The sequence below is a fragment of the Cupriavidus sp. YR651 genome, from assembly GCF_900101625.1.
GTDB lineage: Bacteria > Pseudomonadota > Gammaproteobacteria > Burkholderiales > Burkholderiaceae > Cupriavidus.
The window spans coordinates 682,983-695,555 of sequence record NZ_FMYZ01000002.1 but is presented as its reverse complement, the minus strand read 5'-3'; the positions used below and the strand labels follow the sequence as shown (position 1 = coordinate 695,555).

The following is a 12,573-nucleotide window of genomic DNA, read 5'->3' as shown; positions in this document are numbered from 1 at the left end:
TCTCTCCCCGCGCTCAGATAACCTTGGCTTCAGACTTCAGCTTTTGCACCAGCGTGGCTACGTCCGGCACCATCACGCCAGCACTGCGCTTGGCAGGCTCCACCACCTTGACGGTGGCCAGGCGCGGCTTGACGTCAACGCCGAGGTCTTCCGGCTTCACGATGTCCAGCGGCTTCTTCTTGGCCTTCATGATGTTCGGCAGCGTCACGTAGCGCGGCTCGTTCAGGCGCAGGTCGGTGGTCACCACGGCCGGCAGCTTCACCGACAGCGTTTCCAGACCGCCATCCACTTCACGCGTCACCGAAGCCTTGCCGTCAGCGACAACCACCTTCGAGGCGAACGTCGCTTGCGGCAGGCCCGCCAGCGCAGCCACCATCTGGCCGGTCTGGTTCGAGTCGTCGTCGATGGCCTGCTTGCCCAGGATCACCAGTTGCGGCTGCTCCTTGTCGATCAGGGCCTTGAGCAGCTTGGCCACGGCCAGCGGCTGAAGGTCTTCATTCGACTCCACCAGGATGCCGCGGTCGGCGCCGATGGCCATCGCGGTGCGCAGGGTTTCCTGGCATTGCGTCACGCCGCACGACACGGCGATAACCTCGGTGACGACGCCAGCTTCCTTCAGGCGCACGGCCTCTTCCACGGCGATTTCGTCGAACGGGTTCATGCTCATCTTGACATTGGCCAGGTCGACGCCCGTGCCATCCGACTTCACGCGGACCTTGACGTTGTAGTCCACCACCCGCTTGACTGCGACGAGTACTTTCATGCGCTCACTCCACTGATAGCTGATAGTCCAAAGATTTGAATCGCTCGCCATTATAACCACCGGGGTGGCGGCGCTTTTGTTTTTCGAACGATCGTACTATTTTATAGGCAAAGAATTGCCGGGCATAGCCCGGCAATCCATAAAAAGTTCACCCATTGTGCCGCAGGATGCCCTGCGCGCACAGAGTTTGGATGAAAACCTCGAAAACCTGCCCGGCGGCAATCACCATGCGGTGATCACGGATTCCTTGTAGGTGTTCGCGATGTACTGCTTCACTTCCGGCGAATGGTAGGCCTTCACGAGCTTGGCGACCCACGGCTTGTTCTTGTCGGCTTCGCGGATGGCGATCAGGTTGGCGTAGGGACCCTTCGGACCTTCCGTGGCGATTGCGTCACGCGTCGGCGACAGGCCAGCCGATTCCGCGTAGTTGCCGTTGATCGCGGCGGCGTCCAGATCGTCCAGCGAACGCGGCAGTTGCGCGGCGTCCAGTTCCACAATCTTGATCTTCTTCGGGTTCTCGACGATGTCGAGCGGCGTGGCCTTCAGGCCGGCATCCGGGCGAAGCTTGATCAGGCCCTTCGCCTGCAGCAGCAGCAGGCCGCGGCCGCCGTTGGTCGGGTCATTCGGCACGCCCACGCGGGCACCCTGCTTCAGTTGGTCGAGCGACTTCACCTTCTTCGAGTAGACACCCATCGGAAACGTCACCGTGAAGCCGATGTGCGTGAACTTGTAGCCGCGATCCTTGATCTGGGCTTCCAGGTACGGCAGGTGCTGGTAGCTGTTGGCGTCCAGGTCACCGGCGGCCAGCGCCGCGTTCGGCTGGATGTAGTCGCTGAATTCCACCACCTGAATATTCAGGCCATCCTTGGCCGCCACCTTCTTCACCTGCTCCATGATCTGGGCGTGCGGGCCGCCAGTCACGCCAACCTTGATCGGCTTGTCTTGCGCGAAGGCGCCAGCGGACACCACCACACCCAGCGCCACGATGGCGGTCTTGAGCAAATTGCGACGTTGCATTTCGATGTACCCCTTGTTCCCTGTTATGTATGTGGAATGACGTAGTCAGCGGTGGCTGATGCGGCGGACCAGCCAGTCGCCAAAGCTCTGCACGGCCTGCACGAAGACGATCAGGATCACCACCACGGCGACCATGACCTCGGTGATGTAGCGTTGGTAGCCGTAGCGGATGCCCAAGTCGCCCAGCCCGCCGCCGCCGATGGCGCCGGCCATGGCCGAATAGCCAACCAGGCTCACGAACGTGATGGTGAGGCCCGCCACGATGCCCGGCATCGCCTCGGGCAGCAGCACCTTCCAGACAATCTGCCCGGTGGTGGCGCCCATCGACTGCGCGGCTTCCACCAGGCCCTTGTCCACTTCGCGCAGCGCGGCTTCCACCAGGCGCGCGATGAACGGAATCGCGGCGATCGTCAGCGGCACCACGGCCGCGGTCGTGCCGATCGACGAGCCGACGATAAAGCGCGTGAACGGGATCACCACCACCAGCAGGATGATGAACGGAATCGAGCGCACCGCATTCACAACCACACCGATCGTGCGGTTGAACAGCGGATGCGACACCACGCCGCCACGGTTGGTCAGATGCAGCAGCACGCCCAGCGGCACGCCAAACAGCGCGCCCACCACGCCGGAGATGCTCACCATCAGCAGGGTCTCGCCAAACGAGGCCAGGAACAGGTCAAACATTTCAGACCACATGTTCGATCTCCTCCACCAGAACGCCTTGCGCCTGCAGATAGCCCATGGCCGCGCGCACGTCGGCCGGTTCGCCCGTCGCCATGATCGCCAGCGAGCCAAAGGCCTGCCCCTGGATCTCGTCGATGTGGCCGTGGAGGATGTTGAAGTCCAGCCCGTGCTGGCGGATCGCCTGGGCCAGCACCGGCTGGTCCACGTTATCGCCCGTGAAGGCGAGGCGATAGACATGGTCGCGACCGTTGCCGAGGCGGCTTTCCACGCGCCTGAGCACGCTCGCCGGCAGTTCCTGCGCGATCACGTCGCCGATCATCGCGCGCGTGACCTCGTGCTGCGGGCGCAGGAAAACATCGATCACTCGTCCGCTCTCCACCACCTGCCCGGCTTCCAGCACGGCCACGCGATCGCAGACCTGTTTGATCACTTCCATCTGGTGCGTGATCATGACGATGGTCAGGCCCAGCTCGCGATTGATCTGCTTGAGCAGATCCAGGATCGCGCGTGTGGTTTCCGGATCCAGCGCCGAGGTCGCTTCGTCGGACAGCAGCACCTTCGGCTTGCTAGCCAGCGCGCGGGCGATGCCTACGCGCTGCTTCTGGCCGCCGCTGATCTGCGCGGGATAGCGGTCGCGCAGCGCCGACAGGCCAACCAGTTCCAGCAGCGGCAGCACCGTCGCGGCGATCTCGTCGCGCGACTTGCCTGCAAGCTCCAGCGGCAGCGCCACGTTGTCATAGACGGTACGCGACGACAGCAGGTTGAAGTGCTGGAAGATCATGCCGATCTCGCGGCGAGCCTCGCGCAGCGCGCCGTTGTCGAGCGTGGTGAGGTCCTGCCCGTCGACGATCACACGACCGCTGGTCGGCCGGTTCAGCAGGTTGATGGCACGCACCAGCGTGCTCTTGCCGGCGCCGCTACGGCCGATGATGCCGAAGACCTCGCCAGGCGCGATGGAGAGACTGACGTCCCGCAGTGCATGCACTTCCCCCGACCCGCCGGGGAATCGCTGCGAGAGTCCTTGCAGTTCGATCATGGAAAGAGGAAAAGAAAACGGCAACAGCGCGGGGTCTCCTGCGTTGTTGCCGCTCATTATTTTTCTGAAGCCCGCATTTTATGCGATCCGCTTCATACCTCAAACGAGAATTTTTCGATGGCTTTATGCGCTGACGGCATATAGCGTGGCTTTTGGACGCCAATTCGCCACAAATTGAGGTCTTGGCGTCTCATTTTCCACCCCATCCACCGCGTGATCAGCTCTCCACCAATACCTTCAGGTGAGCCAGGACGCTGCGGGCCAGCGCGCTGAGGTTGTAGCCCCCTTCCAGGCAACTGACGATGCGGCCCTTGCCATAGGCACGCGCCACTTCGACCAGCCGCTCGGTCATCCAGGCGTAGTCCTGCTCCACCAGCCCCATCTGCCCGAGGTCGTCCTCCCGGTGCGCATCGAAGCCGGCGGAGATAAACAGCATCTCCGGCTTGAACTCATTCAGGCGTGGCAGCCAGATCGTCTCCACCACCTCACGTACCGCCATGCCATTGGAATAGGCCGGCAGCGGGATGTTCGACATGTTGGAGGCGATATGCTCCGTGCCGCTGTACGGATAGAACGGATGCTGGAAGAAGCTGCACATCAGCACCTGCGGATCGCCGCGGAATGCGGCCTCGGTGCCGTTGCCGTGATGGACGTCGAAATCGATGATCGCCACGCGCGCCAGTCCGTGCGCGGCCAGCGCATGTCGGGCGGCAATCGCGACGTTATTGAAAAAGCAGAACCCCATCGCGCGATCGGGCTCGGCATGGTGTCCCGGCGGCCGCACGCAGCAGAACGCATTCTCCAGCTCGCCGGCAATCACGGCGTCGGTGGCCGCCACCGCCGCGCCAGCCGCATGCGTGGCGGCGGTCAGCGTGTGGCGGTTCATCGTCGTGTCCGGGTCGATCGGATGGTAGCCGCTGACCGGACTCACGGTGGCCAGGCTGGCCACATAGTCCGGCCGGTGCACCCGCTCGATCTGCTCTTCTGTCGCGGCCGGGGCGTCGCGCCGGTCCAGAAGACCATCCATCCCATGCGAGATCAGATGGTCCTCGATCGCCTGCAGTCGTTCCGGGCACTCAGGATGGAAATGTCCCATCTCGTGCAACAGGAACGCCGGGTGTGTGTAGTAGCCCGTTGGCATTGTCGTTGTGGGTCAAGTTTGTCTCCAAACGTTACGTTAGCACAGGACGTGCCGGGCCTGCGTGGACCGGGATGTGGGCCGGGATGCGGGCCGTGGCGTCCATGCCATCCGCTATACTCGGTGCGACTTGCAAAGGACAACATGACCGACAAACAGCGTTCCTTGCGCCGCCCGCTGATGGGCGCCGCACTCACCGCTGCCGCATTGGGCCTGTGCGGCGTTTCTCCTCAGCTCCTCGCCGCCGGCAAACGCCGCGTGAGCGTCCGGGAGGAAGAAATCGAACCGGGCCGCTATCAGAATCATCCGCAAACCCGCGCGTTCATCGACGACATGGTGGCACGCCACGGTTTTCAGCGGGCCGAGCTCGACACGTGGTTCAGCCAGGCCGTGTATTCGGCCACGGTGTCCCGGTTGATCATGCCGCCGGCCACGCCGGGCAAGAAGAGCTGGCGCGCGTATCGCTCGCGCTTCATCGAGCCGATCCGCATCAACGCCGGCGTCCGCTTCTGGCAGCAGCACCGCGACACGCTTCGCCGCGCGGAGGCCGAGTTCGGCGTACCGGCATCGGTCATCGTCGGCATCATCGGCGTGGAAACCATCTACGGGCGCGACATGGGCACGTTCCGCGTGCTCGACTCCCTTTCCACGCTGGCCTTCGACTATCCCGATACGCCCAACCGCGAGTCACGCACCAAACTGTTCCGTGACCAGCTGGCCGACTACCTGCTCTGGTGCCGCGAGACAAAGACCGACGTGTACTCGGTGCTGGGTTCGTTCGCTGGTGCTGTCGGCATTCCGCAGTTCATGCCGACCAGCCTGCGCGAGTACGCGATCGACTATGACAACGACGGCCACGTCGACCTGCGCAACAGCCCGACCGACGCCATCGGCAGCGTGGGTCGCTTCCTGCAGCTGCATGGCTGGGAACAGGGCCGTCCGGTCGTCTGGCGCATCGCGGGCGACGACGGCAGCCGGGGCATCGCCACCGCCGCAGCGGATGGCGAACCGTGGCCGACCCGCACGCTGAATCAGCTGACGCGTGCAGGCCTGCGCGTGGACGAGCCCATCGACGTCAACCGTGAAGGCGAAACCGGCGTACTGGTCGTCGACCTGCCCACGCCCGACCAGCCGACCGAGTACATGATCGGCTTGCGCAATTTCTACGTGCTCACCCGCTATAACCGCAGCTTCTTCTACGCGCTGGCGGTATATCAACTGGGTGAGGCAGTGAAGGCGGCAATGGGCTGATGGGCTGACGAGCCCGAAAAGCAAACTGCCCGCATGGCGCGGGCAGTTTGAACTGACTGGGCGGCGCGGCGGCCGCTGACTTCGTTCGACAGGCGTCGGTCAGCAAGACCATCCCCGCTCACCGGGCACGCTCGCTCGGGCTGTCAGGCCGGGAAAACGCCCGTCGACAGGTAGCGGTCGCCGCGGTCGCAGACCACGAACACGATCGTGGCATTCTCCACCTCCTCGGCAATCTGCAGCGCCACGCACAGCGCGCCGGCGGCCGAGATCCCGCAGAAAATGCCCTCCTCGCGCGCCATGCGCCTGGCCATGTGCTCGGCATCGGCCTGGCTCACCGGCTCCTGGCGATCGATGAACTTCGGATCGTAGATCTTCGGCAGGTAGGCTTCCGGCCACTTGCGGATGCCGGGGATACGCGAACCTTCCGCCGGCTGGGCACCGATGATCTGGATCGCGGGATTTTTTTCCTTCAGGTAGCGCGAGACACCGGTAATGGTGCCGGTGGTACCCATTGCCGACACGAAGTGCGTGATGCGGCCTTCCGTTTCCTGCCAGATTTCCGGGCCGGTGGTCTCGTAGTGGGCCAGCGGGTTATCCGGATTGGCAAACTGGTCGAGGATCACGCCCTTGCCTTCGCGCTCCATGGCGTCCGCGAGGTCACGCGCGTATTCCATGCCGCCCTTGACTGGCGTGAGGATGATCTCCGCCCCGTAGGCCGCCATGCTCTGACGGCGCTCCAGGCTCAGATCCTCGGGCATGATCAGCACCATGCGATAGCCGCGGATGGCGGCGGCCATGGCCAGGGCAATGCCGGTGTTGCCGGAAGTCGCCTCGATCAGCGTATCGCCGGGCTTGATGCGGCCACGCTCCTCCGCACGACGGATCATCGACAATGCCGGGCGGTCCTTGACGGAACCAGCCGGATTGTTGCCTTCGAGCTTGCCGAGAATCGTATTACCGCGCGCGTCGATGGCGGCGCCGGGGATGCGCTGGAGTCGGACCAGCGGCGTATTGCCGATGGTGTCTTCAATCGTTTTGTAGGCCATGGTGCGGGGAGAGTCAGTTTTCGCAGGCCATTGTAATGCACCCACGTTACCCGCATCGCCAGGGCGGGCATTGCACCCGCCCCCGCCAGACCCCGGTCAGTGCGTCAGGCTCTGCTCTTCGGTCCGGCCCTTGCCCAGCAGGTGATACAGCAGAATGGCACCGAAGGTGGCCGTCCCGATGCCGCCCAGCGTCATGCCACCCAGCTTGAGCGTCAGATCGCCGGCCGCCACGGTCAGCGTGGCACCTACGGTGATCAGATTGCGAGAGCTTGAGAAATCCACGTGGTTCTGCACCCAGATCCGGCCAGCGGTGGCCGAAATCAGGCCGAACACAACGATTGTCAGGCCACCGATCACGGGACCGGGAATCGTCAGGATCAGCGCACCGAACTTGGGCGAGAATCCCAGCAGGATGGCCACTGCGGCAGCCACCACGAAGATCAGTGTCGAATAGATCTTCGTCACGGCCATCACGCCCATGTTTTCGGCGTAGGTGGTCACGCCGGTGCCACCCCCGGTGGCGGACAGCATCGTCGCCACGCCATCGCCGATGAAGGCGCGGCCGATGTAAGGGTCGAGATTGCGTCCCGTCATCACACCGATCGCCTTGATGTGGCCCAAATTCTCTGCCACCAGCACGATGGCAACTGGTGCGATCAGCAGCATCGCACTCGGCACGAACACCGGCGCCGCGAACGCCGGCAGGCCGAACCAGCTGGCCGCGACCACGCCAGAGAAATCGATGGCCTTGCCCAGGCCCATGATGTTGGTGGTGACGTAGTACGCGACATAGCCGGCCAGTCCGCCCAGCAGAACCGGCAGTCGGCCCACCATGCCGGGCGCGCGCACGGCGATCAGTCCCACGGCCAGCACGGTCAGCAAGCCGATCCAGGTGTCCAGCGGCGCGCCGCTGACGGCCCTGACGGCCACCGGGGCCAGGTTCAGGCCGATGGCGGCGACGATCGCGCCCGTTACCACCGGCGGCATCAGCTTCTCCACCCATGCATAGCCTGCCGCCTGGACGATCAGGCCGATGACGGTGTAGACGGCGCCGGCCGCAATGATTCCGCCCAGCGCGACGGGAATGTTCGGATTGGGGCCGCTACCCGCGTAGCCCGTGGCCGCAATCACCACGGCGATGAACGCAAAGCTCGATCCCAGGTAGCTTGGCACCCGGCCGCGCACGCACAGGAAGAAGATCAGCGTGCCAATGCCCGAGAACAAGATGGCGATATTCGGATTGAAGCCCATCAGGATCGGCGCGATGGCGGTCGAACCGAACATCGCCACCACATGCTGGACCCCGGCCAGCAGCGTCTGCCCTGCGGGTAACCGCTCATCCGGACCGATCACGCCCTCGGTCTTGAGCCGCCAGGTCGGCAGGAAGCCCGCGTCCTCGCCATTCGCCATGTTTTTCTCTCCCTTTCAATGACCAGGCCTGCAGAGGCCCGGCCCATTCGTGGTGTCGTTGTTGGATGGAATTGCTGTATTGCGCGATGCGGCAGGCGCTGCCGCCAGCAGCGTTGCGCATGATACTCCGCGCGTTCGCGTACCGCGAGACGGCCGGCGGGGTGGCGCCGGTCGTCAATCAAGCACAACGCATACCAACCCCGCGTTGTTGACCCCGGAGCGAGGCGCTGGCCTCAGCGCTGGGCCTTCGGCGCCGGCTTGGTGTCCTTGCGGGCTACCGCCGCCGTCGCCGCCGTCTTGCCGAATGACAACCCGGCTTCCTGCAGGTTGGCCACGGACTTGGGCCCGACGCCCGGCACGCGGTCTGCCAGGTCGTTGGCATCCTTGAACGCACCACCCTTGCCGCGTTCTTCGACAATGCGCTTTGCGGTGGCCGGGCCGATGCCCTTGACCGCGGTCAGCGCCGCCTCGTCGGCCGCGTTGACGTCAACCTCGGCGTAGGCCGTGCCGGCGATCGCGACCGACATGGCCAGGACCGCGCCCGCGCGGCGAATGCATCGAAAGAGGGAAGTATTGAACGAACGATGATCAGAAGACTTGCGCATCTGGGAGACTCCTTTCCGTTTCTGGTGACTGCCCCACCGCCGGGATGGCAGTGAGGGACAGTCAGGATAGGAGCGTGCGCAGCCGTCGGAAACGGCTTGCCACAAAGGTTCACAACCCCCGCGCGGTTGTGTGGCGGACCGCAACCGGCTTGTTGCGGTTGCGGGTCGGAAACGTCCGAAACGGCTTCAGGCGTTGCGTTCCAGCAACCACTTGCAGTAACGCGACACGCCTTCCTGGACCGTGAGGAATGGCGCGGTGTACCCGGCCGCGCGCAGCCGCGACACATCGGACTGCGTGAAGCACTGGTATTTGCCGCGCAGCGCATCGGGAAACTTGACGTACTCGACCAGCCCTTCCTGCACCAGCTCTTCCAGCGTCAGGGGCGGCTTGTCGTCGATTTCGCGCAGCGCGTTGACGACCGACATGGCGATGTCATTGAACGGCTGCGACCTGCCCGTACCCAGGTTGAAGATGCCGGATTTTTCCGGGTGGTCCAGGAAATGCAGGTTCACCTTGACCACGTCCTCGACGGAGACGAAGTCGCGGCTCTGCGTGCCGGGCGCGTAGCCGTTGTACTCACCGAAGAGCTTGACCGTTCCTTCCGCGCGGAACTGATTGAAGTGGTGGAACGCCACGGATGCCATGCGGCCCTTGTGGAATTCACGCGGTCCGTACACGTTGAAGTAGCGGAAGCCCACGATCTGCGAATGCGCCGACGGCAATCGACGGCGCACCACCTGGTCGAACAGGAACTTGGAGTAGCCGTAGACATTCAGCGGCTTTTCATACTCGCGGTCCTCGCGGAACATTGTCGACGCACCATACGTCGCCGCCGACGACGCGTAGAGGAACTGCGTGCCCTGCTCCAGGCATGCTTCCATCAACGCCAGCGTGTAGCGGTAGTTGTTGTCCATCATGTAGCGGCCGTCGGTCTCCATGGTGTCGGAGCAGGCGCCTTCATGGAAGACCGCACGCACCTTGCCGAAGTCGCCGCGCGCAAAGCGGGCGACGAAGTCCTCCTTGTCGAGGTAGTCGGCAATTTCGCAGTCAACGAGGTTGTTGAATTTCTCGGCGCGTGTCAGGTTGTCCACGGCGACGATATTCGTCTCGCCACGTTCGTTCAGGCCTTTGACGAGGTTGCTGCCGATAAAGCCGGCGGCGCCGGTCACGATGATGGTCATGATGGATACAGGGGCGATGGGCGCGCGTCAGGCAGCGCCGAACAGTTCGGAATAAGTGACAACGGCGGTACCCAGCTTGCCCACGACGATGCTGCCGGCACGGTTGGCGTGCTGGACGGCCTCCTTGAGCGGCACACCTGCGCCGATCATGGTGGCCAGCGTGGCGATCACGGTGTCGCCAGCCCCCGATACATCATAGACCTCACGGGCCTGGGCCGAGACGTGCAGGACTTCCGCCTCGGTGTAGAGCGTCATGCCCTCTTCCGACCGCGTCAGCAGCAGGGCTTCCAGCTGGAGTTCGCGGCGCAGGTTCTGGGCGCGGATCGTCAGGTCGGCCTCGGTCTTCCAGGCGCCGACGACGGCACGCATCTCGGCGCGATTGGGCGTAATCAGTGTGGCCCCGCGATAGCGTGAATAGTCGTCGCCCTTCGGATCGATCAGCACGGCGCAGCCCGCCGCGCGACCGGCGTCGACCATGCGGCCTACGTGCGTCAGGCCGCCCTTGCCATAATCGGACAGCACCAGCACCCGGTAGTCCGTCAACAGGCTGTTGAAACGATCCTGTACCGAAGCCAGCACTTCCGTCGCGGGCGCATTTTCGAAATCGACGCGCAGCAACTGCTGCTGGTGCGCCACCACGCGCAGCTTGATGGTGGTGTTGAGGCTGGCATCTCGATGCAGGTAAGGCTGCACATGGCTTTCGGCCAGCAGCGCCTCCAGCGTGCGTCCGGGCTCGTCGTCGCCCACCACGCCCAGCATTCCCACTCTTGCGCCCAGCGCGGCGGCGTTGCGCGCCACGTTGGCGGCGCCGCCCAGGCGCTCGTCGCTGCGCTTGATTCGCACGACGGGCACGGGAGCCTCGGGCGAAATGCGCTCGACGTCGCCAAACCAGTAGCGGTCGAGCATCATGTCGCCCACCACCAGTACGTGAGATTGTCGGATCTGGTCCTGCGGAATCGGGTTCTTGCTCATGAACTTCCCTTTGCGAAGCCGCCGCGCCAGGTCATGGCGCGGCGGTCTGGATACGCGGGTTGAACGTGTCAGCGATTCGAGGTGGAACGCCCGATCGCGTGATACTCGATGCCGGCCTCGGCCATCGCATCGGGCTCATAGAGGTTACGACCATCGACGATGACCGGCGTTTTCAGCAAGCCGCGAATCTGCGCGAAATCGGGGCTGCGGAACACCTTCCACTCGGTCACGATCACCAGCGCGTCAGCGTCGCGCAGGACATCCATCTGCGCGTCGCAGAAGTGTACCCGCGCCATGCCGCCGGGAATGTCGGCCAGGTCGGCCTCGATCACGCGGCGGGCTTCTTCCATCGCCACGGGATCGTGCACGCGCAGCGAGGCGCCGCGCGAAACCAGTTCCCGGGCCAGCACGCGGGACGGTGCCTCGCGCATGTCGTCGGTATTCGGCTTGAACGCCAGGCCCCAGACGCCAAACGTCTTGCCGGTCAGGTCTTCGCCGAAACGCTTGATCACCTTGTTGGCCAGCACCTGCTTCTGGGCATCATTGACCGCTTCGACCGCCTCCAGCACACGCATCGGCTTGCCATGCGCGCTGGCCGTGCGCATCAGCGCCTGCACGTCCTTCGGGAAACAGGAGCCGCCGTAGCCGGCCCCGGCGTAGAGGAAGCTGTAGCCAATGCGCGGGTCGGAGCCGATGCCCAGGCGCACCAGTTCGATGTCGGCGCCGACCTGGTCGGCCAGGTTGGCCAGTTCGTTCATGAACGAGATCCGCGTGGCCAGCATCGAGTTGGCGGCGTACTTGGTGAATTCGGCCGAGCGGACGTCCATATAGAACGTGCGCTCGTGATTGCGGTTGAACGGCGAGTAGAGCTGGCGCATGATGGCCTGCGCATGGCGGCCTGCCGCGTCCGGCGCGCAGCCCAGCACGATGCGGTCCGGCCGCATGAAATCTTCCACCGCGGCACCTTCCTTCAGGAACTCGGGGTTCGACACCACGGAGAACTGCAGGTCTTCCAGGCCGCGTGCGGCCAGTTCCTCGCGAATCACGGCGGTCACGCGATCGCCAGTGCCCACTGGCACGGTCGACTTGTCCACCACGACCTTGAAACCGGTCATGTGACGGCCGATGTTGCGCGCGGCGGCGAGCACGTATTGGAGGTCGGCGGAACCATCTTCATCCGGCGGTGTGCCGACGGCGATGAACTGCACATCGGCATGCTCCACGCTGGCGGCGACATCCGTGGAGAACGTCAGGCGGCCGGCGGCGCGATTGCGCTCGATCAGCTCCTTCAGGCCGGGTTCGTAAATTGGTACGCCGCCGGCATTCAGCAGCGCAATTTTCTTTTCATCGACATCGAGGCAGAACACGGAATTGCCGAGTTCGGCCAGGCAGGCACCGGTAACCAGGCCAACATAGCCGCTACCGATAATCGTGACTTTCATAGCAGAAGCTCCAATACAGGGAGG

General features: G+C 64.1%; 12 protein-coding genes. 1 reads left to right on the top strand and 11 read right to left on the bottom strand.

Annotation, left to right across the window (positions count from 1 at the left end):
• Nucleotides 1-13: 13 nt before the first annotated feature.
• The 5 genes from BLR29_RS09360 to BLR29_RS09340 all read right to left on the bottom strand — a co-directional run bounded on the left by BLR29_RS09360 (nucleotide 14) and on the right by BLR29_RS09340 (nucleotide 4,644).
• Nucleotides 14-763, bottom strand: a complete 750-nt coding sequence (locus BLR29_RS09360) for an electron transfer flavoprotein subunit beta/FixA family protein (protein ID WP_092136482.1) — start codon at nucleotides 761-763, stop codon at nucleotides 14-16.
• A 222-nt stretch (nucleotides 764-985) separates the two neighbouring features.
• Nucleotides 986-1,780 (bottom strand): MetQ/NlpA family ABC transporter substrate-binding protein, encoded by a 795-nt coding sequence (locus BLR29_RS09355; protein WP_092136480.1) that lies wholly within the window; start codon nucleotides 1,778-1,780, stop codon nucleotides 986-988.
• Nucleotides 1,781-1,825: 45 nt separating this feature from the next.
• Nucleotides 1,826-2,479 carry a methionine ABC transporter permease gene (locus tag BLR29_RS09350; RefSeq protein ID WP_092136478.1) on the bottom strand — a complete coding sequence of 218 codons (654 nt, stop codon included), beginning with the start codon at nucleotides 2,477-2,479 and terminating at the stop codon, nucleotides 1,826-1,828.
• On the bottom strand, nucleotides 2,469-3,503 hold the full coding sequence (locus tag BLR29_RS09345) for a methionine ABC transporter ATP-binding protein (RefSeq protein ID WP_092136476.1): 1,035 nt from the start codon (nucleotides 3,501-3,503) through the stop codon (nucleotides 2,469-2,471). The genes BLR29_RS09350 and BLR29_RS09345 overlap by 11 nt, the downstream gene beginning before the upstream one ends.
• 217 nt (nucleotides 3,504-3,720) lie before the next feature.
• Nucleotides 3,721-4,644, bottom strand: coding sequence for a histone deacetylase family protein (locus tag BLR29_RS09340; protein ID WP_092136474.1), 924 nt, complete (start codon nucleotides 4,642-4,644; stop codon nucleotides 3,721-3,723).
• A 141-nt stretch (nucleotides 4,645-4,785) separates the two neighbouring features.
• Between BLR29_RS09340 and mltB the strand changes: the two genes are divergently transcribed.
• The gene (gene mltB, locus BLR29_RS09335; RefSeq protein ID WP_092136472.1) at nucleotides 4,786-5,892 is read left to right on the top strand and encodes a lytic murein transglycosylase B; all 1,107 of its coding nucleotides are present in this window, start codon (nucleotides 4,786-4,788) and stop codon (nucleotides 5,890-5,892) included.
• 143 nt (nucleotides 5,893-6,035) lie between these two features.
• On the opposite strand, the gene cysM is transcribed toward mltB, so the two are convergent.
• From cysM to BLR29_RS09305, 6 genes are all read right to left on the bottom strand, one after another.
• Nucleotides 6,036-6,938, bottom strand: coding sequence for a cysteine synthase CysM (cysM, locus tag BLR29_RS09330; protein WP_092136470.1), 903 nt, complete (start codon nucleotides 6,936-6,938; stop codon nucleotides 6,036-6,038).
• Nucleotides 6,939-7,034: 96 nt separating this feature from the next.
• Nucleotides 7,035-8,348 carry a solute carrier family 23 protein gene (locus BLR29_RS09325; RefSeq protein WP_092136468.1) on the bottom strand — a complete coding sequence of 438 codons (1,314 nt, stop codon included), beginning with the start codon at nucleotides 8,346-8,348 and terminating at the stop codon, nucleotides 7,035-7,037.
• Between the two features lie 233 nt (nucleotides 8,349-8,581).
• Nucleotides 8,582-8,953: a ComEA family DNA-binding protein gene (locus BLR29_RS09320; RefSeq protein ID WP_092136466.1), complete on the bottom strand. Its 372-nt coding sequence runs from the start codon at nucleotides 8,951-8,953 to the stop codon at nucleotides 8,582-8,584.
• A 186-nt stretch (nucleotides 8,954-9,139) separates the two neighbouring features.
• Entirely contained in the window at nucleotides 9,140-10,135 is a 996-nt protein-coding gene (gene rfaD, locus BLR29_RS09315) for an ADP-glyceromanno-heptose 6-epimerase (protein WP_092136464.1), read from the bottom strand.
• A 27-nt stretch (nucleotides 10,136-10,162) separates the two neighbouring features.
• Nucleotides 10,163-11,107, bottom strand: a complete 945-nt coding sequence (gene rfaE1, locus BLR29_RS09310; protein WP_092136462.1) for a D-glycero-beta-D-manno-heptose-7-phosphate kinase — start codon at nucleotides 11,105-11,107, stop codon at nucleotides 10,163-10,165.
• 68 nt (nucleotides 11,108-11,175) lie between these two features.
• Nucleotides 11,176-12,549, bottom strand: a complete 1,374-nt coding sequence (locus BLR29_RS09305) for a UDP-glucose dehydrogenase family protein (RefSeq protein WP_092136460.1) — start codon at nucleotides 12,547-12,549, stop codon at nucleotides 11,176-11,178.
• Between the last annotated feature and the right edge of the window lie 24 nt (nucleotides 12,550-12,573).